Origin of the sequence: Dielma fastidiosa (assembly GCF_000313565.1) — a bacterium.
GTDB lineage: Bacteria > Bacillota_I > Bacilli_A > Erysipelotrichales > Erysipelotrichaceae > Dielma > Dielma fastidiosa.
In genome coordinates this window covers 140836-167364 of the sequence record NZ_HE578925.1, presented here as the reverse complement: position 1 = coordinate 167364, position 26529 = coordinate 140836, and the positions used below count along the sequence as shown (strand labels likewise).

24 protein-coding genes are annotated in these 26529 nt (G+C 39.2%); 2 read left to right on the top strand and 22 right to left on the bottom strand.

Going from position 1 to position 26529, the window contains the following annotated elements; all coding sequences use genetic code 11:
* Positions 1-3: 3 nt before the first annotated feature.
* The 22 genes from DAHG_RS06515 to recG all read right to left on the bottom strand — a co-directional run bounded on the left by DAHG_RS06515 (position 4) and on the right by recG (position 24185).
* Positions 4-828: a VanW family protein gene (locus tag DAHG_RS06515; RefSeq protein WP_022937539.1), complete on the bottom strand. Its 825-nt coding sequence runs from the start codon at positions 826-828 to the stop codon at positions 4-6.
* Positions 829-930: 102 nt separating this feature from the next.
* Positions 931-1191, bottom strand: coding sequence for a glutaredoxin family protein (locus DAHG_RS06510; protein WP_022937538.1), 261 nt, complete (start codon positions 1189-1191; stop codon positions 931-933).
* A 35-nt stretch (positions 1192-1226) separates the two neighbouring features.
* Complete coding sequence (locus DAHG_RS06505; RefSeq protein WP_022937537.1) at positions 1227-1739, bottom strand: peptidoglycan-binding domain-containing protein; 513 nt, start codon at positions 1737-1739, stop codon at positions 1227-1229.
* A gap of 53 nt (positions 1740-1792) precedes the next feature.
* Positions 1793-2359, bottom strand: a complete 567-nt coding sequence (locus DAHG_RS06500) for a hypothetical protein (RefSeq protein ID WP_022937536.1) — start codon at positions 2357-2359, stop codon at positions 1793-1795.
* Between the two features lie 9 nt (positions 2360-2368).
* The gene (locus DAHG_RS06495; protein WP_022937535.1) at positions 2369-2650 is read right to left on the bottom strand and encodes a hypothetical protein; all 282 of its coding nucleotides are present in this window, start codon (positions 2648-2650) and stop codon (positions 2369-2371) included.
* Positions 2650-4203: an ABC-F family ATP-binding cassette domain-containing protein gene (locus DAHG_RS06490; RefSeq protein ID WP_022937534.1), complete on the bottom strand. Its 1554-nt coding sequence runs from the start codon at positions 4201-4203 to the stop codon at positions 2650-2652. The genes DAHG_RS06495 and DAHG_RS06490 overlap by 1 nt, the downstream gene beginning before the upstream one ends.
* 39 nt (positions 4204-4242) lie before the next feature.
* On the bottom strand, positions 4243-4587 hold the full coding sequence (rbfA, locus tag DAHG_RS06485; protein WP_022937533.1) for a 30S ribosome-binding factor RbfA: 345 nt from the start codon (positions 4585-4587) through the stop codon (positions 4243-4245).
* 1 nt (position 4588) lies between these two features.
* Positions 4589-6427, bottom strand: a complete 1839-nt coding sequence (gene infB / locus DAHG_RS06480; RefSeq protein ID WP_022937532.1) for a translation initiation factor IF-2 — start codon at positions 6425-6427, stop codon at positions 4589-4591.
* Between the two features lie 8 nt (positions 6428-6435).
* A complete protein-coding gene (locus DAHG_RS06475) occupies positions 6436-6735 on the bottom strand; it encodes a L7Ae/L30e/S12e/Gadd45 family ribosomal protein (protein WP_022937531.1) in 300 nt (99 codons plus the stop codon).
* Positions 6725-6988, bottom strand: coding sequence for an RNase P modulator RnpM (rnpM, locus tag DAHG_RS06470; RefSeq protein WP_022937530.1), 264 nt, complete (start codon positions 6986-6988; stop codon positions 6725-6727). Before rnpM ends, DAHG_RS06475 begins: the two co-directional genes overlap by 11 nt.
* 11 nt (positions 6989-6999) lie before the next feature.
* Complete coding sequence (nusA, locus tag DAHG_RS06465) at positions 7000-8685, bottom strand: transcription termination factor NusA (protein WP_022937529.1); 1686 nt, start codon at positions 8683-8685, stop codon at positions 7000-7002.
* 22 nt (positions 8686-8707) lie between these two features.
* Entirely contained in the window at positions 8708-9175 is a 468-nt protein-coding gene (locus DAHG_RS06460) for a ribosome maturation factor RimP (RefSeq protein ID WP_022937528.1), read from the bottom strand.
* Between the two features lie 881 nt (positions 9176-10056).
* Positions 10057-11496, bottom strand: coding sequence for a glycoside hydrolase family 1 protein (locus tag DAHG_RS06455; RefSeq protein ID WP_022937527.1), 1440 nt, complete (start codon positions 11494-11496; stop codon positions 10057-10059).
* Positions 11497-11505: 9 nt separating this feature from the next.
* Positions 11506-13347, bottom strand: coding sequence for a beta-glucoside-specific PTS transporter subunit IIABC (locus tag DAHG_RS06450; protein ID WP_022937526.1), 1842 nt, complete (start codon positions 13345-13347; stop codon positions 11506-11508).
* A 138-nt stretch (positions 13348-13485) separates the two neighbouring features.
* Positions 13486-14331, bottom strand: a complete 846-nt coding sequence (gene licT, locus DAHG_RS06445) for a BglG family transcription antiterminator LicT (RefSeq protein WP_022937525.1) — start codon at positions 14329-14331, stop codon at positions 13486-13488.
* A 265-nt stretch (positions 14332-14596) separates the two neighbouring features.
* Positions 14597-14929 (bottom strand): hypothetical protein, encoded by a 333-nt coding sequence (locus tag DAHG_RS06440; protein WP_022937524.1) that lies wholly within the window; start codon positions 14927-14929, stop codon positions 14597-14599.
* Positions 14930-14938: 9 nt separating this feature from the next.
* The gene (locus DAHG_RS06435; RefSeq protein WP_022937523.1) at positions 14939-15346 is read right to left on the bottom strand and encodes a helix-turn-helix transcriptional regulator; all 408 of its coding nucleotides are present in this window, start codon (positions 15344-15346) and stop codon (positions 14939-14941) included.
* 93 nt (positions 15347-15439) lie between these two features.
* A complete protein-coding gene (locus tag DAHG_RS06430; protein WP_022937522.1) occupies positions 15440-15871 on the bottom strand; it encodes a GNAT family N-acetyltransferase in 432 nt (143 codons plus the stop codon).
* A gap of 77 nt (positions 15872-15948) precedes the next feature.
* On the bottom strand, positions 15949-20268 hold the full coding sequence (locus DAHG_RS06425) for a PolC-type DNA polymerase III (RefSeq protein WP_022937521.1): 4320 nt from the start codon (positions 20266-20268) through the stop codon (positions 15949-15951).
* A 38-nt stretch (positions 20269-20306) separates the two neighbouring features.
* Entirely contained in the window at positions 20307-21404 is a 1098-nt protein-coding gene (locus DAHG_RS06420) for a D-alanyl-D-alanine carboxypeptidase family protein (RefSeq protein WP_022937520.1), read from the bottom strand.
* Between the two features lie 61 nt (positions 21405-21465).
* Complete coding sequence (gene rnc, locus DAHG_RS06415) at positions 21466-22146, bottom strand: ribonuclease III (protein WP_022937519.1); 681 nt, start codon at positions 22144-22146, stop codon at positions 21466-21468.
* Between the two features lie 41 nt (positions 22147-22187).
* Positions 22188-24185: an ATP-dependent DNA helicase RecG gene (gene recG / locus DAHG_RS06410; protein WP_034456733.1), complete on the bottom strand. Its 1998-nt coding sequence runs from the start codon at positions 24183-24185 to the stop codon at positions 22188-22190.
* A 213-nt stretch (positions 24186-24398) separates the two neighbouring features.
* On the opposite strand from recG, the gene DAHG_RS06405 reads away from it, so the two are divergent.
* Together DAHG_RS06405 and DAHG_RS06400 are read left to right on the top strand one after the other, a co-directional pair.
* The gene (locus DAHG_RS06405) at positions 24399-24581 is read left to right on the top strand and encodes a hypothetical protein (RefSeq protein WP_022937517.1); all 183 of its coding nucleotides are present in this window, start codon (positions 24399-24401) and stop codon (positions 24579-24581) included.
* A gap of 54 nt (positions 24582-24635) precedes the next feature.
* On the top strand, positions 24636-26501 hold the full coding sequence (locus tag DAHG_RS06400; protein ID WP_146211908.1) for a hypothetical protein: 1866 nt from the start codon (positions 24636-24638) through the stop codon (positions 26499-26501).
* The last annotated feature ends 28 nt before the right edge of the window (positions 26502-26529 follow it).

Genomic DNA, 26529 nt, shown 5'->3' with positions numbered 1-26529 from the left:
GCATCAGCTTTGAGCGTTTTTTTCATATTCAAGATAAGGTGAATACATCATCATCGCATGGTTAGAAAGCAGAAATTCTTCATGAAGCAGCTGCCCATCAAGGTCATAAACTTGACGGTACAGCTCATTATGCCGGCTGTATCCCCATGTTTCGGCTTTCATCTCATGATTTTTCTCGATAATTGTATAGCTGACATCAAGGGGTGCCAAAGCACGCCATGAACCGATCAGCATCGTTTCTCCAACCTCTACATTTAATTGATAATCCTGATCCGTATCATTGCGGATCATCAAATCTCCATGCGGGTAGAAACAGGTAGCACCGCTGCCAAAGGGCTGCGTGCGGTTGGCATCCGGAAATACATCGTAGCCATGACGATGCCGTTCAATGATCGTCAAAGGCGTATGAATGCTCATCCAGAAGATCAGATTGGAAAGCTGACATAAACCGCCGCCGATGCCGTAACAAAAATGTCCATGATCCAAAATCATGCCATCTACATATCCCTTACGCCTTGTCGGCTTGCCGATCAGCTGCCAGTAACTGAATACCTCATGCGGATGAATCACAATGCCGTTGATTTTTTTGACCGCTAATTTTAAATTAATAATTTTATTATATTGATATTGCATCTCAACATCTTTCAGCTCGCGCAGCAGCGGTGTCTGATGCTTAAAAATCACATAAGGCAGCGGATTTTGAAACTCATGCGCAAACTGCTTTTTCATCCTTACCCACAGCAGCCGTCTTTTCATCCCATAATAGACCATCCCTGCCTTAGCCCTCAGCATTGAGCGCTGCAAGGGTTTGGTTAATTGCTTCTCCATAATGATTCTCCCTTTTGTAATATTCTATCATAAATCACAATATTAACTCAAACATTAAGAAAAAACGATAATCACTATCGATTACCGTTTCTTTAATTTATGCTATTCAATAGCTGCTTTCAATACAGCCTCAATAGCCGCAATACTTGGTACACCTTCATGGAGTTTCTGATCATCTACAAAAAATGTCGGAACATACCAATAATCGTAGCCCTTTGTTTTTTCTTCTTCCTTCTGCTCATCAATCACTTCAATTTCAACATCCCGATATTCAGGATGTTCCTTTTTAAGCTCATCAAGCATTTCAAAAGCTTTCTTACAATGCGGGCATGTAGATAACATCATCATTTTTACGTGTTTCATTGAATCACCTCAATGATAGTGTACCACTTTTACTGCTAACTGCCCATTTTATTGACTTGATTAACGATTTCATCCCAAGTGGCCCGGCCAATCTTGCCGTCAATTGCCATATTATTCAAATATTGGAACTGCTGAACCGCAATTCTTGTAGCATTGCCAAAAGCACCATCGACAGTTACCGGACGCAGACATGGATTCACCGATGCAATGCTGTTAATATATTCCTGCATCTTAAATACATCGATTCCCGTATTACCGCTTGTCAGATAATAAGAACTGCTGGCTACTGGAATATTAGTTGTAACCCCTAATAATTTTAAGGTTTCCATGATTGTATCCCAAGTATTGCTGCCGATGACACCATCTGGATTTAAACGGGCAAACACTTGAAATTCTTTAACTGCGGTAGCCGTTTTCGTGCCGTAAATGCCATCCTCGCTCTGAGCGGTACGGATATAACCGGCACGCTGAAACATATTCAAATAAGCCTGCATCTTATTAACGGCAATGCCGCGGTCGCCCTGCTTCAAGATATAACGTGTGTACATAATAAATCTCTCCTTTCAAGCTATCTTATGAAAGAAGAGACACAATGTATAGGCTAGAGATATTTCTTATCAAAATTCATATCCGCTTCACTTAAATATTTACCGCTGGCTTCTGACTGCAGGACATAAAAGCGATCCTTGCTGCGGCCATAGGTAAACCAGAAAGAAAGCACTGAGAAACAGACCCATTCAATAATTGCCGCACCAATACTCAGCTTTAAAAAGAAAAATGAAATCAAAAAAGCTAAGGAGCCGAAACAGATGCTGATATAAATAAGCTGACGCTTAATATGTTTATATTTATCTTTCATAAAGGCAATCTTTTGCTGAATAAAAGTTTCCATTTCTGTATCCATAATAAAGTTAGTAAATATGAGTTCTGACCGTCTTTTCTTAGGTTTCAGCTGATTCATGCACCAGATTTCATTTGCCCGCAGACAACAATAGGTTGCCGCATTTTTATTGCCTTCTTCCTGATATAATACACCTAAAAGCCACATTAAAGTACAGTATTCCTCATCATCTGTTACCCCCTTCGCTAGCTCAATGCTTACTTCATCACGGCTGAGCAAATGGTTAATCAGATATTTATTTTTTAATTCTTTTATGGATTCACGCATAGAATTTCCTCACTTTTGATAAATAGCAACAATCGTTTTAATACAAAAATAAGCCAATAGATTCAAAATCAGCAGATAGAGTATAAGAATGCTCTGCGTTTCTGCCCCCGGCAATGCCGCCAGCAATGTAATCAGCAGGCTGAACCATAAAGGCTGAGCCATCCACGCGCACAAGCCGCCCTGAAGCAATACCAGAATGCAGCTCAGCGCTAATACCAAACCGCTTCTTGGCAGCAGACAAAGGCATGCCTGAATCAGTGAAGGCAGCAGAATCAACAGCTTCTTAATCATTATAACACCTTGGTTGTCCAGTCTTCAACATTCAACACTTCATCGACGATATCTTCATAAAATTCCGGATCATGTGATACTAAAATCACGCTGCCGCGGTATTCTCTGATGGCCTTTTTAAGCTCATCCTTAGCTTCCACATCTAAGTGATTCGTCGGTTCATCCAGTACCAGTACATTGGTTTCCTGATTCAGAATCCTGCATAATCTGACCTTTGCGTTTTCACCGCCGGATAAAACCATCATGCTGGTTTCGATATGATCCGTCGTAAGGCCGCATTTCGCAAGCGCTGAGCGTACCTCATTATTTGTCCAGCCCGGAAAGCAATCCCATATTTCCTGTAAAGCTGTTTTAGTATTATTTACCGCTTCCTGTTCAAAATAACCAATTTCAAGATACGGATCAGTTTCCACTTCACCGCTGTATGGCTGAAGCAAGCCAGTTAATGTCTTTAACAGCGTTGACTTACCAAGGCCATTTACTCCCTTGATTGCAATCTTGCGGTTGCGTTCAAATTCCATATTGATCGGACGAGTCAATGGCTCATCATAGCCAATTACCAGATCATTAAGCTTAAACAGAACCTTGCCCGGTGTTCTGGCAGTTAAAAAAGTAAACTCCGGTTTAATTTTTATCTTTGGTTTAGACAGAAGATCCATCTTATCAAGTTTCTTCTGCCTTGAAGCTGCCATATTACGAGTTGCAACTCTTGCTTTATTGCGCTGGATGAAATCCTGAAGCTCATCAATTTCCTTCTGCTGACGATTATAAGCCGCCTCCATCTGACGGCGCTTCATCGCCAGCCCCTCTTCAAACTTCTGATAATCGCCGACATATCGCGTCAGTGTGCAATTTTCTACATGATAAATAATATTAACTACATCATTCAAAAAAGGCACATCATGACTGACCAAAATAAAAGCATTCTCGTAATTTTGAAGATAATTCGTCAGCCATCGTATATGCTCCTCATCCAGATAGTTGGTCGGTTCATCAAGAATCAGAATCATCGGATTCTCCAGCAATAATTTACATAATAACACCTTGGTGCGCTGACCTCCGGATAACTCTGAAACATCCCGATCCAATCCCAAATCAAGCAAACCAAGCCCGCTGGCTGCTTCATTAATTTTCGCATCAATCATATAAAAGCCATTATGATCCAGCATTTCCTGTATAATGCCGACTTCATCCATGTAGCGGCTGCATTCTTCCTCACTGCACTCACCCATCTTTTCATACATCTCAATCATTTCAGCTTCTAATTTAAACAGATAGGCAAAGGCGTCCTGTAAAACCATCCGAATCGTCTTACCTTTTTCCAATACTGTATGCTGATCAAGATAACCGGTCGTGATACGGTTGCACCATTCAACCTTTCCCTGTTCTGGTTCCAATTTACCGCAAATGATATTCAGAAAGGTTGATTTCCCCTCACCATTAGCGCCTACCAGCCCCACATGCTCGCCTTTTAATAGACGAAAGGAAACATTTTCTAATATGCTCCGTCCGCCAAAGCTGTGGCTGATATTTTCAACAGTTAAAATACTCATACGTCCTCCTGCTAATAAAATAACTGCCGAAGCAGTTATTTAGTTATTTGAATTAATGTCATGTAGAATTTTTTCAATCTTATTCCCTTTTTCAAGCGAATTATCAAGCTGAAAAATCAATTCCGGTGTTTTGCGGATCGTCAGCCTTTTGGCTAATTCGCTGCGGATAAACCCCTTTGATTGATTTAATGCCTTCAAACCAGCTTCTTTGCGGGCATCCTGTCCTAAAAAAGAAACAAAGATTTTCGCATAAGACATATCTGAAGTCACATCAACATCAGTGATCGTCACAAAACCAATCTTAGGATTTTTCAGTTCAAATTGAATAATTTCACTGACTTCTTTTTGGATAATATTATCCATCTTATCCTTTTTTAATCCCATATTAAGCAACCTCTACCTGCTGATCTTCATAAGCTTCAAAAATGTCGCCCTCTTTGATGTCATTGAAATTTTCAATGGTACAGCCGCACTCATAGCCTGACTGAACTTCCTTCGCATCATTTTGGAAACGTTTTAAAGAAGCCAGCTTACCTGTATAGATAACGATGCCATCACGGATCAGACGAATCTTACATTCTTTCTTTAAGCAGCCATCAGTAACCATACAGCCGGCAATCGTACCGATTTTTGAAACCTTATATGTCTGACGCACTTCAGCCTGACCGATAACAACTTCTTCATAAACCGGCGCCAGCATACCCTTCATGGCCAATTCCATTTCTTCCAATGCTTTATAGATAATGTTATGCAGACGGATTTCAACTTTTTCCTCTTCCGCTTTCTTGCGAACATTAGCGCTTGGACGAACGTTAAAACCAATAACGATAGCATTTGAAGCACTGGCTAATACAACATCGCTCTCGGTGATCGCACCGGCGGTAGAACGGATTACATTTACCCGTACACCCTGAACATCCAGTTTTTCCAGTGAAGCCTTAACCGCCTCTGCCGAGCCCTGAACATCTGCCTTAACGATAACATTGATTTCCTGAATATTACCCTCTTCAATCTGACGGGCAAGATCATCAAGCGTTAAGGCGCTGGATGAATTACGTTCAGCATCAATTCTTACTTGATTTCTGGTTTCCGCGATCTGTCTTGCCTTCTTTTCCGAATCAAAGACACGGAAAACATCACCGGCAACCGGCACATCATTTAAACCGATAATTTCAACCGGTGAAGAAGGTCCAGCCGACTTGATTTCACGGCCATGGTCATCAACCATTTTACGTACTCGTCCATAGCATGAACCAACAACCAGTACATCACCTGATTTTAAGGTACCTTTTTGAACAAGCAGACTGACAACCGGTCCGCGGCCCTTATCTAATTTTGCTTCAATAACCGTACCTGTAGCTAAACGGTTCGGATTGGCACGGAAGTTTTCAACCTCGGCAAGAATCTGAATGGATTCCAGCAATTCAGGAACGCCCTGACCAAATTTAGCACTGATTGGGCAGAACATCGTATCGCCGCCCCATTCCTCAGGCATTAAACCTAAATCAGACATTTCTCCCATGATGCGGTCTGTATTCACATCTGGCTTATCAATCTTGTTGACAGCCACGATAACCGGCGCACCTGCTGCCTTCGCATGATCGACGGCTTCCTTTGTCTGCGGCATAACACCGTCATCAGCAGCTACAACAATAACGACGATATCCGTAACCTGAGCACCGCGTGCACGCATGGCAGTAAATGCCTCATGTCCCGGCGTATCTAAGAAAGTGATCTTTTTACCTTTGACATTCACCTGATAAGCACCAATGTGCTGAGTGATACCGCCAAATTCACCTTCAGTAACTCTTGATTTACGAATGGTATCCAATAAGGTTGTTTTACCATGGTCAACATGTCCCATGATCGTAACCACCGGCGGACGTGATTCCAATGTAGACTCATCGTCTTCATTTTCTTTTAATTCTTCTTCAAGATTAGTTTCTTCAATAATATTTTCTTTCGTACATTCTACATTAAATTCCATACAAAGCAATTCAATCGTTTCATCATCCAATGTGGAGTTAATGGTAACCATATTTCCCAGCATGAATAATACCTTGATCAATTCACTCGCATTGCGGTGCAGCTTCTCAGCTAGTTCACCTACCGTCAATACGCCGGAATACGTAATTGCCTTAACCTCTACCCGTTCTTTCTTGGGAGTAAAGTTATTATTCCGGTTGTTATTCTTTCTATTTCTGTTATTTGTCTGTCTTGCCATTATATCACCTAGCCTTTCAAGCAAGTATGAAGATTCTTCGCAAAACCCTCGTCAGCAACGGCAATGACTTTCCGATTGAAAGTACCCATTGCCTGATTCAGTTCTGCCGATGTCTCGACAAAATCAAATTCCACGTTATAGTATGTGCATTTATCTACATATTTCTTCTTTGTATTCTCACTGGCATCCGACGCAATCAGCACGAGCTTAGCACTGCCATTTTGAATACTGGTGAGAACCCCTTCACCGCTGATCACCTTGCGCGCCCTGGCCGCTAAGCCAAGCAAACCCATTGCCTTATTGTTCATTGCTCACCAATGCTGTCAGCTGTTCATAGATGGCATCAGGAATTTCACATTCCAATGCTCTTGCCAGCGCTTTTTTCTTTTTAGCCAGCTCGATGGCAGCCAGATCCTTTTTCAGATAAGCACCGCGGCCATTAGTGCGGCCCGTGCTATCAATAACGACCTGCTGTTCAGGTGTGCGCACAACGCGGATCAATTCTTTCTTAGGCAGCTGTTCCTGGGTTACGACACATTTACGCATCGGAATTTTCTTCATGAACATCCCTCCTATTCTTCGTAATATTCATCAAATTCATCAAAGTCGATTTCATCATTGATCCAATCGTTCGCTTTTTCTTCGGCTTCACGTTTGGCGATTTCTTCAAGCTCTTCTTCAGAATAAATCGGCTTCAATTCATAATCCTTCTTCAGATCAAAAGTCGGCTTGCGGCGTTTTTCTTCTTCGTCGCTTTCCTTCTTCCATCTAGGCTTCGCAGCTGTTGTTGGTTTGGCAGCAGGCGCACCAGCAATCTGTTCAAACTTCGAAACATATTCCTGTTTTTCCTTGATATTCAAGCCTTCTGCACGCTGTTTTTCCTTAGCGATGCGGGCGGCTCTTTCAAGATCTGTCTCAGCGCGTTCCTCTTTAACCTCAGCCTTTTCTTTAACTTCTGCAACCTCTTCAGCCTCAGCTTCAGCAGCTTCTTCCGCTTCACTGTTTACTTCTAAAGCCGGTTCACTGACAACTTCATCAGCAGCCACTTCTTCATAGCTTGGCTGCAATTCATTTGCCAAATATTCATCATCAATTTCAGAATTGCCCATTTCACGTTCTTCAAACATCCGCTGCTGAGCTTCGGCTCTTTCAAGTGCCAGCTTCTCAGCCTGTTTTGCTTTCTGTTCAGCGGCAATTGCTTTCCAGTCAATGCCTAAAGCATTTACTTCACTCTCTGACTTAATATCAATCTTATTGCCGGTAAGCTTAACAGCCAATCGGGCATTTTTACCTTTTTTACCAATTGCCAAAGATAACTGATTGTCATTAACAACGATCAGCAAGCCGCGGCGGTCAGTATTAGGAATAACCGCTAAAATTTCAGCCGGTGCCAGTGCATTTTTAATCAATTCAGTAACATCATCGCTCCATTCAAAGATATCGATTTTTTCACCATGCAGCTCATCGATAATCACCTGAACGCGGGAACCTCTCGGGCCGATACAAGCACCGATCGGATCGATGTTTTCATTTTTTGAATAAACCGCCATCTTGCAGCGCTCACCAGGATCTCTGGCAATCGCCTTGATTTCAATAATGCCCTGATAGATCTCCGGAACCTCTTTTTCAAATAAACGCTTAACTAAGTTACCATCAGCTCTTGATACAAGTACCTGAGCGCCTTTAGTTTCTTTATTTACTTCACTGACAACAACACGCAGACGCTGACCCTCATAATAATGCTCGCCAGGGATCTGCGCAACTCTTGGCATCAAAGCCAATGTCTTGCCGATATTGACAACGCAGAATTTTTCCTCTACGGATTCAACTGTACCGACAACCAGATCGTCAAGCTTGTCACAATATTCATCATAAACCGCTTGTTTCTCGGCTTCTCTGATTTTTTGTTTCATTACATTCTTCGCCAAAATGACAGCCGCACGGCCAAGGTTTTCAATGCTGACCTCATTTTCAATCATATCGCCAAGCTCAACCTCTTGACGGATTTTTTTCGCATCCGCCAATGAGATTTCCAATTCATCATCCTCAACCTCTTCAACTACGGCACGCTGTTGATATACTTTGATCTCACCTGATTTTTCATTGATATCTACACGAACCAGCGCATCAGGAATTTCAATGTGCTTGCGGTATGCCTTTGCCAGCGCTTCTTTCAATGCGGCAACAACAATATCCTGTGACAATGAACGGTCTTGTTCAATTGCCTGCATTGCTTTCATAAAATCTTTAAGTTTCATGTCGTTATTTTCTTTCCTTTCGTTAAATACGCACCGATAAACGTATCAGTGACAAATTCTGATAGCTTACGCGCAATTGTCTTTTTACTGCCTTATCCATATAAGCAATCAGCAATTCATCATCTTCCACAGCCAGTAAATCACCTTTAACCTCACGCAGTCCCTTGACCTCACTGATGAACTTGGCATAGATATACTCATTGACAGCTCCCTTTACTTCATCAAGCGAACGTAAAACACGCTCAGCTCCCGGTGAACATACCTCAAGCATGTATTCATGAGCGATTACATCAATTTCATCCAGCTTTTCACTGATCAGCTCAGCCATTTCAGCACAGCCATCAATATCCATACTGCCATCCGCATGCATGATCGCGATTTGTAAGATCTTATTTCTTCCTTCATTCGTCCAGCAGACATCATATAACTGAATGTCATGGGCATTTAACAGCGGAAGCACTGCTTCTTTGATTTTTGCCAATTGATCCATAGTTTCTCCTTATTCTGACAAAATTAAGAGTGGACTTTCGTCCACTCGCTTTTCTATACATTGTTAGTGTACCACGCAATGCCAATAAATTCAAGCTTTTCAGCTAAAAATAAGCGGAAATTTGCTTTACACTCAATTATTTTTTAAAGTCCAGAAACAGCAGCCATTACTTTTCAAAAATTCATGAGGTCTAAAACACATCTATGCAATCCCGCACTTATGGTAAAATAAGTATTGTTCTTTTGCTAGCTACTTATCCTTATGCAATGATTATTCTCCTTATCCTGACTGTAAAACCTGTCTGCGTCTCCCTTATGTCAGCAATAGGTGTAAAGAGGCTAAACATTGTACTCTTCCTAATTTCTATTATAAAGCTCATCTAGCCAAATTGAAGTATGTTGCGAATGTAACTAACTGGAAGATTGGGACTTGCCTTAATGAAGTATCTCATTGTATCACAAGGCGTAAAGAGAAGGTTATCCCTAGATGTCATTATTCAAACAAATTACTTGAATATTGCAGTTACTACCCTTTATCCTTGATTGTTCAACAACTCTTAAGTGTCAAAAACATTGATTTGAAGCAGAAAGTTCGTTATCATCTAAAAACGAATTCAAAGCCAATCCATAATGTATAAAAATTCTTCAGAATTTTTTCTTGCTTTAGGTCTTAAAAAACGTTTGAGTTAAATCATCTTACAAAGCTGGAATCTTCTAAAGTTGAACTCAAATGTTTAATCACAGAATAAAAACAGAGAATTAACAGGTTCGTTATCCACACACTAAACGGATCTATTACTTGGAATTGACCATTTATAATAATTTGATTAGTGTTGTCTGTATCTCAGTAAAAGAACATCACACTTTGATGTTCTTTATTCTTTAATCTAGCGATTCTCCATTTGATGCTATCACCTTTTTATACCAATAATATGAATCTTTTTTATATCGTTTTCCAGTACCATTACCATAATCATCAAAATCAACATAAATGAAACCATATCTTTTCTTCATTTCTCCTGTTATCGCTGAAACTAAATCTATTGGTGCCCAAGTAGTGTAAGCACGCAAATCAACTCCATCTTCAATTGCCTCATTCATTGCTCGAATATGTGCCTTAAAGTATTCTACTCGATATGGATCATGTATTTCCATATTTTCATCTAAAACATCATAAGCTGACAACCCATTTTCTACAACCATTAATGGAATCTGATATCTAGCATACATTTCATTAAGCGTAAACCTTAAGCCATCTGGATCAATCACCCAATCCCAGTCTGTTTTTTCAAGATAAGGATTTCTAAGTGTATCAAGATTCAAATTTGCTAATGCAGATTCACCGGTTTGCGTAGCACTTACACACATCGTTGCATAATAGGATATAGCTAGAAAATCTGCTTTTCCTTTTTTTAGTATCTCTTCATCATTTTTAGTTATATGAAGTGATACATTTTCATTGTCCCAAATTCGCTTTGCATAATATGGATACTCACCACGAACTTGCACATCTGCACAATAATAATTATAAAGTTGATTTCGTTCTTGTGCATGAATGATATCTTTAGGGTGACAAGTATATGGGTAACAAATTGAACTTCCAATCATACATCCTATTTTAAAATTGGGATTGATTTCATGCCCCATGACTACAGCTTTTGCGGCAGCAACAAATTGATAATGCAATGCTTGGAGCCTTATTTGTGGATCATCTTCCACATCACTATAACTAATTGTCCCTTCATTACGTATACCTAATCCTTGGTAACTTGAAACACCAGTAACACCTGCATTAATTTCATTAAAAGTAATCCAATAATTAACTTTATTTTTATATCTTTTAAAAATAATTTCACAATATTTTAGATATAAATCAATAACTTCTGATGATGCCCAGCCATTATATTTTTCAACTAAATTTAATGGTATATCGAAATGAGAAATTGTTACTAATGGTTCGATATTATATTTCTTTAATTCATCAAATACATTGTCATAAAATTTTAAACCTTCTTCATTTGGTGTATTCTCTATCCCTTTTGGAAATATTCTTGACCAACTGATTGACATACGAAATATCATAATTCCCATTTCTGCTAGCAATGCTATATCCTCTTTATAATGATGGTAAAAATCACTTGCTTTTCGATTAGGATAATACTTATCAGAAATTGTACTTCTTGTTATTTGACGTAGCTCATTTATTGAACCATTTGTAACCATATCTAGTGAAGATAATCCTCGGCCACCTTTATCATAACCACCTTCAAATTGGTTTGCTGCTGTAGCTCCACCCCATAAAAAATTTTTTGGAAATGTCATAAGTACCTCCTAAATTAAAGCAACTAATAACGTATCATCAGTTGAAATTTCTTCATTAATTTCAAATTCAATTATATCAATATAATCATTAGTGTTGGTAATAATTACAGGAGTGTCTAAGCAGTATCCTTCTTCTTCTATTTTTTCTTTGTCAAATGTCATTAATAACTCTCCAACATTCACACGATCTCCTTGTTTTACATGTGCCTCAAAATACTTTCCATTCAAATGAACTGTATTTATACCAACATGAATTAGTATTTCACAACCACTATCTGAAATGATACCAATTGCATGTTTGGTTGGAAATAGTGTTTTTATTGTGCCATTACATGGAGAAAATACGTTTCCATCAGTAGGTTGAATCATAACTCCCTTTCCTAATACTCCTTGACTAAATGCATCATCAGAAATTTCGGATAGTTCTTTTACTACTCCCCTTAACGGACTCAAAATTATCTCTTTCTTTCCATCCAACGTTTTTTCATCTGCTTTTTGCCCTAATGCTTCACCTTTTTTCTCTTTGTAAACAAACAGAGTAATCGCTAGACCTACTACGAAGGCTAATATTGCAACCAAGATTGATTTAAATAAACTTTTAGAAGGATCCATAGGGTCAATAAATGCCGGAAACATAAATATTCCTGCTCCACCCATCGTATAGCATAGAATATTAAACATTGCAGTCAACGCACCAGTAATTCCACAAGCAACTAATGAAGACACAAATAATTTTTTAGGAATCATGATTCCATAAATTATTGGCTCTGTAATGCCAAATATCCCAGAAATAACTCCTGAAAAAGAAATTCCCTTAAGTTGTATATCTTTAGTTTTTAACCAAACTGCTAAAGCTACTCCTGTTTGAGTAAAACTAACAAAACTGAACATTGGTAATATTGGATCAGCAACACCTGCAATTACATTCAAAACGAATACCGTTGATATTACTATATGAAATCCCATAATAACCAAAACCATCCATGTTCCGCCTAAGACTAAGCCTGTAACAATCGGACTAAATTCATAAATCGAAATAATGATTTCTGTCATAAATGTAGCTATTGTATTAGCTATTGGTCCAATTACTACAAATCCAATTGGTACAACAATCATCAATGTAAGCATTGGTGTCAAAAAAGACTTTACTACACTTGGTATAATTTTATTAAAAAATGTTTCAATCGGTTTCGCCAATCCAATAATCAAAATAACCGGCAATATGGTTCCAGTATAAGTTGCATTCACATGTAGACCAAATATTGAAAGATCAACTCCATTGATAGCTGGATAACATAAAGAAGCACCAATAATTAACCCTAAATACAAATTCATATTTAATTTCTTAGCCATATTGTAACCAATTACAATTGGAAAGAAATAATAAATTGAATCACCGATAGCGTTTAATAAAGAGTATAAGCCATCACCAGTAGAATACACGCCTAAAAAAGATAATAATGTATTTACACCTTTTATCATTCCACAGGCACATAACATTGTGACTGATGGTACTAATATACCAGTTATTAAATCTAAAAATTTATCCTTTAATGATCGATTATCTGATTGACTTTTATGTATTGTTGTTGAATCTGTTTTGATATTTGCAATTTTTATAATTTCTGCAAAAACATCTCCAACATGATTTCCAATAACTATTTGGTATTGTCCTGCAGTATGAAGAACCGTTACCACTCCATCTAAGTTTTTTAATTTTTCATCATTTGCAATTGATTCATCATATAGATTAAATCTTAATCTTGTAACACAATGTGTTAATTGATTAATATTCTTTTCACCGCCAACATTTTTTATAATATCTGTTGCTAAATTTTCATATTTACTCATTTTTATTTTCCTCCATTTTATTTGATTAATGAAGGTTAAGCCAACTTAATGTTACCATCCTTTGAAATATGATTTTATTACTCTTGCATTTAACAGTTATTTTTATGACTACATCACTCCTTTCTCTAATAAAGAATTTTAATCCTTTATCGTCTTGTAAACCACACGTTGTATATGAATTGTTAAATATTGCATCTCCTCGTCCGTTAGCTTATAGTCATATTTTTTCTTCATAAATTCTTCAATTTTACACACACATCCATATGAATTCTTATACTTTGTTTTTACAATTTCTAACAAATCTAGATCGTCTTCATGATACTGTTTATGTTCAAGTACTCTGCGTGCGAAGTATTTCAAATGTACTATAAATCGATAATAATATGCAGATTTAACATCGAATTCGATAGAGAAATAATGACGAATAATATTAGTTATACTTTGTATTATCTTAGTCATTGTATAAATCTCTTCGAGAGTTGAATCATCATTTCCAGCATTCACTAGATGAAGTGCAATATTTGCAGCTTCTGCTTCTGGTAGTTTTACTTTTAATTTCTTTTCAATTAAAGCAAGAGCTTTTAATCCAACTTCATACTCTACTTCATAAAATTGTTTAATATCAAAAAGGAAAGCATTTGCTAAATTAACACCATCCAGAAATTGAGATATAGATTGATATAAATGATCACTTAAAGTAATCAATAAGCTTTCATTTAACTTTCTCCCTAAATCAAGCTTAGCAATTTCGATTATTTGATTAGATATTTGTACATATTCAATCGGTATATCGTAAAGCAATTCTTCTAATTGCTTTGTCAAACCATTTCTAGTTAATACAAATACTTGGTTAACTATATTTTCATCAATCTTATCACCTATATGCTTCTTATATCCTATACCTTTACCACAAACTATTTGCTCCTTTCCATTAGAATTCTGGATTATTACTGCATTATTGGTTAAAATTCTTTGGATAATCATATAGAACCTCCCTCTTAACAAAAAAAACCTACCACACATAAATAAAATATGTGTAGATAGGTTACTTGCAATTAACAATTACCATCCTTTATTTCTACGAAATAAGTATAGCATAGTTGTATTTTCAAATCAAGTACTGCACGTTAGATTGATTAAATTTCTGAAGTGAAAAGTTAAATTTTAACCTAAACCTAAATCGAAATTTGCTTTACCTGAGATTCTGCGCCCATTTTTCATGCAGGCATGGCAAATCCTGATTCAGAAATCAAATATTTCCCTGTATGCTTACGATTGTGATAATCATGAAAACGGCACCCACCGCAATAAAGGCAAGGCCCACACCCGCCTTTTTCTTGCGTGATTCGATTGTCTGGCGCTCTTCTTCATTCATTGTTATGGGGTACTTGCGTCTGCCAATCAGATACAGCAGCAACCCGCCGCTGCCCGAATTACCGCCGATAGAAAATATCCCCCAGAATTTAGGATGCTTCAAGCCCCGGCAGCGGGCATCCAATTCTGTTATTTTGTAAACCTGATAAGACAGGTTAACAGCTCCTAATAAAATAATAAATACAAATACAATGGTTAACCAAGTCATGATGACCTCCTAGAATTTTTTAATAATCTGATAAAACAGAAATGTGGTGCTGATAATAGCCGTTGAGGCGCAGATCATAATTAAATATTTGTTCTGCGCGATAATGCCGTTAAAAAGCAGAAACAAAATCAGCAGCAAGCCATTCAATGCAATCATTGTCAGCAGCTTTTTATTGCTGGTAACAACATTCGTACTCTCCGCCAAGTGCCGGATCATTTTAATGTCTCCTTTCAGTAATTCATCAAGGCTGACCTTATAGAGATCACTTAGCTTTATGACAGAGAGAATATCCGGATATGATTTCTCATTCTCCCAATTCGATATCGTCTGTCTGCTTACTTGAAGCTCCTCAGCCACCTGCTCCTGTGTCATCGTACATTGAACACGAGCTTCTTTCAGTTTACTTCCTATCTCCATAAGTTTCTCCTTTCATCGGCATTGTCTCAGCAACAGCCTGTTCTGTCTATCAAATCTCTTTGACATAGCATAGAATTGCCTGTCAAAATTCTTTTACAACTTCTTTTTTACCCATTTCATCACGTATTCGATCTCCCCTGATGCCGCATCCTGCTGTTCTTTTTCAATACTGAACGATTCTCTTTGATAAAAATGCAGAGCCTGCTTGTTCTTTTTATACACTTGTAAATGAAGCTGAGAGTTCATTTGCTTGACAGTATCCAACAGCATTTTGCCGATTCCTTTGCCGCGATAATGCTCATCAACAAACAAGCCCGCAATCATTTCATTATACATACCGATAAAGCCGCAGATTCTGCCGTCATTTTCCGCAACCAAAAGCTCTGCTGACGACAACATCTTCGCTACTTCTTCATAATGCGACTGCCAATAATCAGCCGATATAAAGGAATGAGCTTTAAGATTAGCTTGCAGCCATATGCTCATGACCGCTTTTTGATCCGTATTTCTATATAATCTTATCATCAATACTCACTTCCTGACAGCTTAAGCATATCATAAATACTTAGTAAAGCAAAAAAAACAGTACCCGAAGATACTGTTTAGAATAATGAAAGCTGATTTTCTTCCTGAAGATCACTTAACACACCCATCGTCTCAAGCCGTTTGATATGAGTACCATTAAGCGCTGTCCGCTCAGAAAGATCCTGTTTAGATAGGAACGGACGTTTTTCTCGTTCTTCAATTACCGTGACAGCAACGTTGGCACCCAGACCATCAATCGATGTAAATGGCGGAATCAACACATTTTCATCATCCGGATCAACGATAAATTCCGATGCCGCTGACTTCATCAAATTAATATTACCAAAGCGATAACCGCGCAGCACCATTTCAAGTGCCAGCTCCAGTGTAGAATAAATATCCTTTTCCTTCTTGGATACATCATTCTTAAATTCATTACTGTTTAGCCGCTGAGTAATTTCTGCCATACGCGCCCGAATTGCCTGTTCACCGGCAATCATCGTATCAATATCATAAGCATCACAGCGAATTGAGAAGAACATGCAGTAATAATACTGCGGCTTATGAACCTTAAACCAAGCGATACGCACCGCCATCATAACATAAGCGACAGCATGTGCCTTCGGGAACATATATTTGATTTTTAAGCATGAATCCACATACCAATCATCAACATTATGTTCCTTCATAACAGGAATCCATTCATCCTTTAAGCCTTTTCCCTTACGCACACTTTCCATGATTGTAAAGGCAAGCTTTGGCGGCAATTGTTTGTGAAGCAGATAAACCATGATATCGTCACGGCACCCGATTACATTTTTAAGTGTACATTTACCTTCCTTGATCAGATCAGCAGCATTGTTTAACCAAACGTCAGTACCGTGTGATAAACCGGAAATACGCACTAATTCGTCAAAGGTTGTCGGGCGGGTCAATTCCAGAATACCGCGTACAAAAGGTGTACCAAATTCAGGGATACCGGCAGCACCAGTTTTTTCTGTATTTTTGCTCGTATCAATATGCAGACTCTCAACAGAGGAGAAAATCTTCATTGTTTCTGGATCATTCATCGGAATCGTTTTCGGATCAATACCGGAAATACGTTCCAACAGCTTCATTGCCGTAGGATCGACATGCCCTAAGATATCAAATTTCAACAGATTGTCATGAATATCATGGAATTCAAAATGCGTTGTTTTCCAATCAGCAAAGGGGTTGTTGGCTGGAAACTGCACGGGTGTGAAATCATGCACATCAAATTCATTCGGTACTACAAGAATACCGCCTGGATGCTGACCTGTTGTTCGTTTTACACCCTCACAGCCCTTAGCCAGCCGCAGAATCTGAGCATTGCGCATATGAGTTTCCATGCCCATTTCTTCTTCATATCCCTTTACATATCCATAGGCAGTCTGTTCCGCGACTGTACCAATCGTACCAGCTCTGAATACGTGATCCTCACCGAATACTTCTTTCAGATAATTATGCGCGGTCGGCTGATAATCTCCGGAGAAATTCAAATCGATATCAGGAACCTTATCACCCTCAAAGCCAAGGAATGTTTCAAATGGAATATCCTGACCGTCACCGCGGATCATTTCACCGCAGACCGGACATTTTTTATCCGGCAAATCAAATCCGGAAGCAACACTGCCATCGGTAAAGAATTCAACATAATGGCATTTCGGGCAAACATAATGCGGAGCCAATGGATTAACCTCAGTAATATTCGCCATTGTCGCAACAAAGCTGGAACCAACCGAACCACGGCTGCCTACCATGTAACCGTCATCAAGACTCTTTTTAACCAAAAGATGAGAAATGTAATAAACAACATAGAAACCATGCCCGATGATACTGTCAAGCTCTCGCTTTAACCGTGCCTCAACAATTTCCGGCAGCTGTGGCCCATACTTCTTATGCGCATTCTCATAACAGATCTGCGCCAGCTTTTTATCAGAATCCTTGATATCAGGCGGGAACAAAGTATCATAAACAACCTTGATATCTTCAATCATATCATTAATTTTATTTGAATTTGTCACAACCATCTCATAGGCTAAATCATGATTGAGATAGCTGTACTCGGCAAGCATTTCATCGGTTGTACGCAAATGCTGATCCGGTGCCTGACTCATGCGGCGGCGCTGCGCATTATAGATATAGAGCGGATGCCGTTTACCGCCGATTGCCTGTGAATTGATATAAATATCACGAATCAGCTTTTCTTCAGGCTGAACATAATGACAATCCCCGGTTGCAACAACGATTTTTCCTAATTCCTGTGCAGCCTTAATGATTGATTTTAAGATTTCAATCAGCCGCTCCTTACTGCCAATGCTGTTGCGCTCAACCAGATGCATATAATTGCCAAGCGGCTGAATCTCGATATAGTCATAGAACTGAATTACTTCCTTCAGCTTATCTTCACCGCGTGTCTGCGCAATTTCAAATACTTCCCCGTTGAGACAGCTGCTGCCTAAAAGCAGATTGCCATTCTTATGCCGCTTCGCGATTTCCTCTCGGAAAATCTTTGGTTCTGCGACAACATTGTTTGTATTCTTTGAGTTATACGATAAATACTTCGTATGCGATAAAGTAATCAGTTCAAACATCTCTTTCAGACCAGCCTTATTCTTAGCCAGCACCATGATATGCTTATCTCTGACCTTATTAAAACATGATTCATCATACATACCCGCCAGATCCTTTAGGGTTTTGATATGCTTCAGATCGTTCAGCATATTCAAATAAACCTGTGCCAGTACCTTCGCGTCATAATCTGCGCGGTGAGCTACTTCCTCATCATAACGGATATTATAAACACGCGCGATGTTGCCCAAACGGTGAGCCTTGCGGTCAGCATGCAGACTTCTTGACAGATCTAAGGTATCAATCACCGGATTCTTTAATGGCTCACGTCCCATACGAATCAAAGCATCGTTTAAGAAGTTAACGTCAAACTGGGCATTATGGGCTACCAAAATACGGTCACCGATAAATGCCAACAGCTCATCCATCGCCTCTTCAATTGTCGGTGCATTGCGCAGATGCTCCTCAGTGATGTTTGTTAAGCTGGTTGTGAAAGCAGACAATTCCACCGGCGGTTTAATAAACATCTGTTTAGCCGATGTAATGCCACGATTTTCAACTAACACACCGCCAAACTCAATAATATGGTCAAAACGTGTCGATAAGCCTGTTGTCTCAAGGTCAAAGACACAATATCTTCCCTCTTCCAGCAGCGTATCATCAGCATTCTTAACAATTTCAAGGAAGGGATCAACCATATACATCTCAACCCCATAAATCATTTTAAACGGCTTTTCACGGCCTTTATTAATTTTTTCTACATAGCGCTGGGCTTTTGGGAAATCCTGTACGACCGCATGATCTGTAATCGCAATCGCATCATGCCCCCAGCGTACAGCCTCATCAATATATTCACTGATGCCGCTGACACCATCCATTTCACTTAATTTTGTATGCACATGCAGTTCAACACGCTTTTTCTCTGCATGATCCATACGTCTGACTTCTTCAATTTTATCGATGCGGTCAGGCATAAAGACCAGCTCTCTTGAAAAGGAATCAAATTCAACCTTACCATAAGCTGCCACAGTATCACCGATTTTAATTTCATCCATAACCTCCAGCGTCAAAGCTCCACGCTCAAAACGCTTGATGACAATCGCATCCTCGGCATCTGCGATATACAAAGTCTGAATATGCTTGCCGGTACGCAGAGCCCGGTTCTCTTTTTCAAAAATCTTACCGGTAATCTTAATCTGGAAACAAGCCTCAACGATATCCTTGATTTTAAAATCAATATACGTCTGATTCTTTTTGCTCTTAGGCACAAAGCTCATTTTCTTTTCTTCATAAACCGTAGCCGGTGCGGCCTCAGGTTTTTTAAATTCTACCTGCTGCGTCTCACTCTTCAGCTCTTGGACTAAAATCGGCAGATCAATACCGACATTTTTCAAAAAGCCTTCTAACAAATGCTTTGTTTGAATCGCTTCATCAATCATTACCGCATCCGCAAAAGCATAGATGATGCGTTTATCCTCAAGCCGCGGCATTGAGCTTTCAAAAAGCTTCAGCTTGGGCTGAATACTTTGCGCATATTCAAGATAGGCACGCAGTTTTAAAATCGTCGGCTTATCCTGTCTGGTTTCAATCGTCAGATCAACCTTGGCGCGGGCAGCCGTCATTAAATGCGAATTAAAACGCTGCCAAACCTCAAAGGGCAGACTCTCATCAAGCTGTACACGAATGCGTAAAGACTTGCTGAGGGCATGATATTCAGCCTTATCGATCAGCTGACCATTTTTAAAATATTCAAGATCTTCTTCAAGACCAATTTTAATAAGCAGGCTTTCTAAAACTTCGTTCATTTTAAACCTCATTTCTATATGTTGAATTATATCATACTTCACTTATATTTACGCAAAATCACACGAATCAGCAAAAGTATTAAAATGCCGCCGCCAATAAGTGCATAAAACGGATGATTCATCAGCCAGTCCTTTGCGACATCAAAACCATAACGGAAAATACTGCGGTCAATCTGCTGATTAGAAAAAAGCGGGATCGTCAGTACAATTTCACCGCTGTAACGGATAATATACTCACCCACATACTGATTCTCTTCAACCGGTGCCTCCAAGGTAACAGATTTGACAACCTCTTTGATAATGTCAGCTTCATTATAATTTATTGGCAGCAAGGCATAGTAATCATTATCTGAAATAAATGTCAGCTCACTATGTGTATCTCCCCACTTTACCGGCAGCTGGGCGATTTCTTCTCCCTCATCAATGATCTTTACCCATTGATAATTTTTATAAAAATAGCCCACTGCTTCCGCCATATCTTTATATGCCTTATCGCCTGAGCCATTCATGCTCAAGCAAAGCAGAGTCAAACCATTTTTCAGATGCAGCGTCAGCATTGCATCACTCAGCTTAATTCCGCCAATCAATGAATCACTTTCTAAGTGCAGTTCATCACACCGCTCTTTGATAGAAGCTTGAGAAGCTGTAAGCATCTGCCTGAATTCAGGATAATCCATTCCCATCTTCAGTATCTGCATCAGTTCATTCACAGTGGTGATCTGATTGATATCCAGTGATCCGTCAACATTCACAAAATTCGTTTTAATTAAATTCAGCGCCTGGGCCTTTTCATTCATCAGCTCAATCATCCGCGTTTCACCCATCATCGCCGCCGCCAAATCACGGGCACCTTCTTTTGAAGATATTGCATCCAACAGAGCTGTATCAAAATCCTTACCGGCCCGAGTCTGATTAAACTGAGCCTTATTTTCTATCGCTATAACTGCAAATGCCAGCCTTGTCATTGATTCAAGCTGAATCAAATCATTGGTATTCTTCTCATAAAGATTCAGTGAATCATTCATATTCACAATCAGCATCTGTTTGCTTTCAATCGTTAAAGAATGCTGCTCCACCGCCTGGATCGGACAGATAAACATCATCAGACAGCAAAATAAGATCATTAATTTTTTCATCGCATTCTTCTCCTTTCAAAAGAAAAAAATCATAGCCTCAGCATTATGATTTTCATCTCTATTATTTTACCATTTTCTCAAAAGCATCCCGCGCCGCCTGCTGTTCCGCTTTCTTCTTTGAAAAACCGACACCGCGGCCAAGAATAATATCATCTAACAGCACAACTACTTCAAACTCAGGCTTATTGCTGGGACCGCTCATATTAACTACTTCATAGCGTACCGTTTTGCGTGAGTCAGACTGTATAAATTCCTGAAGCTTAGTTTTATAATCAATAACCTTTTCACTCTTCGGCTTGTTGATGGTTGGTGTAATCACTTCTTCTAAAATCTTATCTACGGAAGCATATCCGGAATCAAGATAGACCGCTCCTAATAAAGCCTCAAACATATCAGCAAGAATTGAATCACGTTCACGGCCACCGGTTTTTTCTTCACCGACTCCCAGCAGCAGAAAACGATTTAATTTTAACGTGCGGGTATACTGCGCCAACGCTTCTTCGCAAACAAGCTGAGCGCGCAAGGTTGTCATTTCACCTTCGTGCAGCGGCGGTTCAAGCAGAAATAATTTCGTTGTAGTCCATACTTGAAGTACCGCATCCCCCATAAATTCTAAGCGTTCATTATCATCTAAAAAAGTCTTATGCTCATTAACATATGAGGAATGAACAAAGGCATTCATGATTAAGTCCTTGTTCTTATATGGAATCCCTTTCTCACTAAGCCAATCAAAAATATCCATGAATCTGTCTCCTTTTACCCTAAACCAAAACTATTATACCATTAATCTAAATATTTTGTACTATCAACTGTCTTCATCACCAGATTTTTTAAATCAGGATAAGCGCCTTGGGCAAATGCCTTAAGCAGTTCACAGGCATCCTGACGCGCGGTTTCCAAAACATTGCTGTCCAGCACAAAATCGCCTAATATAAAGCCCGGTACACCGCTTTGCCTAATACCGAGAATATCACCGGGACCACGCATAATCAGATCCTGCTTGGCAATCTCAAAGCCATCCGATGTATTTTCCAATATTTTCAAACGCGCCATGCTAGTCTCATCTTTACTTGATGAAAGCAAATAACAATAACCTGGCCGATTCCCCCGGCCAACACGGCCCCGCAGCTGGTGAAGCTGACTCAAGCCAAAGCGATGAGCATCATAGATTACCATAATATTCGCATCCTTGACATCGACACCCACCTCAATGACGGTCGTTGCAACCAGCACATCAATCTGCTTTGCGAGGAAATCATTCATGATCCGATCCTTTTCCTCGGTACTCATCCTGCCGTGAATTAAACCGATATTATAACCCTTTAAAGTTTTGCGCATTCCCTCATAGATTTCCTCAACACCCTTAATCTTCATTTCCTCATTCGTTTCAATGGATGGACAAACGACATAAGCTTGATTACCCTCATCAATCAGCGTCAATACTTCATTAAGAATCGGCTTCATGGAAGCTGACTTAACAACCTTGGTAGTAATGATTGAACGGCCCTTTGGCAGCTGTGCGATCGTTGATACATCCAGATCTCCATAATATGAAGAAGCCAAAGTACGCGGAATCGGGGTTGCACTCATCAAAAGAAAATCAACCTTTTCACCCTTTGCCAATAAAGCCCGGCGCTGCTGGACGCCAAAACGGTGCTGTTCATCAGCAATAACCAAGCCAAGATCATAAAAACTTACATCCTCTTGAAATAAGGCATGCGTACCTATTAATATATCAATCTGATTATTTTTCAAGCGTTCAAGAATATCTTTTTTCTCACTGTTTTTCAGTGATGAGCAATATAATTCAATGACCACATCATGATCAGCAAACAAGCGTTTCAGATTTGCGGTATGCTGTTTAGCCAGCAATTCCGTTGGTGCCATAAATGCTCCCTGCTTATGGGCGCAGATACATGCATATAACGCAAAAGCAGCAACCATGGTTTTACCGCAGCCTACATCGCCCTGCACTAAGCGCATCATACTTTTGCTGCTGCTTAAATCATGAAGAATATCCATGATTGCGTTTTGCTGATCCTCAGTTAATTCAAAAGCCAGCGAACGCTTCAGCTCCATCACCTGATCAATTGAAAAATGCTTTTCAATCCCTCTATTCTGACTATTTTCAAGCCGCATACTCTGCATACAAAGCTGAAACATTAAAAATTCTTCATACTTTAAAGTACGGATTGCCTGTTTGACATGATTCATACTTGGCGGCTTATGAATAAAATACAAGGCATCTCTTTTATGTAAAAGATGATATTTCTGACGGTAATCTTCAGGAATAACATCCTCAACCTCCCTCAGCATGCCGTCAATCGCTTTTTGAATCAGCTTCTGCCAATCCTTTTGACTGATTCCCTCACGCGTAGAATATACCGGATGCAAGCCTATTTGTTCACTTATCGGCTGAAAATTATAATTCGTACATACCAGTTTATGATCCCCCTGATACGTCCCCATAACCGTAATCTTTTTTTCCATAGCAAAAGCGCTCGTCCATGGCCGATTATAGATTGTGCAGTCGATGACCTCTTCATCTATCAGAATTGAAAATTTAGTCATGGAACGATTGGAGCCAAACCGCAGCACCCGGGCCTGCGAAACAATGATTCCCTCACAGGTAATTTTATCGTCCTTCTGCCATTCGTTAAAAGGCTTTTGTACGATTTCCTCATAACGAAACGGATAATGAGCGAGCAGGGCTTCACCGCTGTCGATGCCCATCAGCGTCAGCAGTTCTATTTTTTTATCAGTGATTTTTAATTTTTTAATTCCATAGAAACCGCCTTTCGTTATTTATTATAGCAAGTTCCTTGATTGCTTGCAAAGGATGAACGTGTTGAATCAGCCATGACAAGATAATTATTGGGCAAGTTATGAATCAAGTGATTGTTTAAGCTGTGAAAGAATGTTAAAGTAAACGTAAGAAGAAGTGACAGCGTTATTTGGGGAAAATTAAAGCGTTGTCATCAGGGAGGAAATAAAATGAAACGATTAAAATTATTGCTGGTGTTCTTGCTGAGCATATCTTTAAGTGCATGTTCAGAAAAGGCAGAGGACTTAGAGCAGCTGTATTACCCCTTCAGCGGTGATACTTATCCATATCCGCATGCTGAGGTGGATAATCCTGATGTTTTAAAAGATCAGCCATGGAATATTCAAAATTAAAAAAAGCTTAAAGCGTTACCTATTTATACCTATCAGTCTTTAAGTATTGATGAAATGATGAAACAGGCAGAAGTAATTGAAACATTACTTGATTTAGAATCAAAGAGTGTCAGCAAGAATTTAGCAGATGATGGCAATAAAATTGTTATCCTAAACAGCGATACGCATCATTTATATTTTTATGAAACAGGGTCTTATTCATTGCTTATGCATAAACCAATCTATGTCACAAAGCGATCTTGCAGTGAGGACGAATTGAAAAATGAAGCATTTATTACAGAATTAGCAGAAAATTTCTATCATCAAAATTTGGAAACCCTCATTCCCTTCAATGATCCAGAGATCCATTTTGATACCTATCGTACCCCCAGAAATTTCATCATTGCAACCGCTACTTTTTATGAAAGAGCTGAGGATGAACAGACAATACAATTGAATGAGGCCTATAACACATTAACTTTAAGCTTTAACGATGTAGGGCTTGCAGGCATTGATTATCATGCACCAGTAAATGTTTTGGTCAATGATGCTCGCTTATTAAGTGTAGATGAGGCAATCGAACAGCTAAAAGCTTTTGATGATGAAAATCTGATGCCGGATATCAGTGAAATATATGACGGCCGATTATTTTACAGCAACGCTTTTGATTTAAGGGAAACAATACCCGTCTATCAAATCTATTACACAAATAATGATGAACCAGATACCTATTATGAAATTCTGGCACCGGCAGTTGCGCTTGATAAAGAATATCTGCATGCTATCAAACCTGAGAATACTAAAGAAATAACAGTTGATGAAGCAGTCGAACCACTTAAAAATCCGCTTCAAATTCCATTGCCTGATGATTTGACAGTGATTAAACAGGTTGATGATACCCCGCTTTCCTATACCGCTCTGGAAGGTGTCGGCGCAGCTGGCGGTCCGTCCTTCTTCTATACCGAGAAACAAATTGAAACGCTTAAAAATTCACGTTGGAATCTAACAAATTTTACAGATGAAGCTTTATTTCCTATTTATCATAAAGCTTCTCTGACGCATGCGCAGATGCAGGCCATTGCCGATGCAATCTGTGATTATTTTGATGTGACAATTCAATCTTCTCAATATTATGAACCTATTGATTTTCATTCTGACGATTACATCTATCAACGCGCTGACCGAGGTAATCATACTCAAAAAATACTGAATATTGATACAAAAAAATTTTATCTGACCATTAATGAACATGGGACAATCTGGCTGCGTATCCACTTAGCTTATTCTGAACCTTCTGATAAGCCATATTCTAAAAATCCTGAAACTGGTTTTTCAGGATACATTGATCCGCAATCCGATACAGTAAAAAATACTGCCTTCTATCAGCGTGAAATGATGACTGCCTATGAACAGCTATTCAAAAACTTATGGCAGCTTGATAATCCAATCGCTGATGTTCAGGAAGCTTCTTGTTCTCATATTGGTACTAATCATCAATTTTATTATTGGACTAAACTATACGAAAGCAGAACGGATGTCAGTCTGAGCCAGCAATTATTTACCGCTAGTTATCAGCAGCTTGATTTCACCTTTGAAGAAGAAGGTCTTAGCAGCGTTACCTACATACCAATCTTGGGTACAAAGGTATTCGACACCCCACTGCTTAGTGTTGACGATGCGATTTCACAGTTTAACAAGCTGTCATTACTGCCACCTGCCATAGGTCCGAAACCGCTTGAAATTAATGAAATATTAACGGTGACAGTTGGCTATAATAATGGCGATTATCTTTACGATACCATTCCTGTCTACAACATCTATTATTGGCAGGATGAACACATCATTTGTTCTACAATACCAGCGGTAACCATTGACCCTGATCAATATTATGTAGCACCGGACATTATGTTTGAACTGCATATTGATCAAGCTTTCCGATAATTAGTTGAAGCACCCTTTGGGGTGCTTT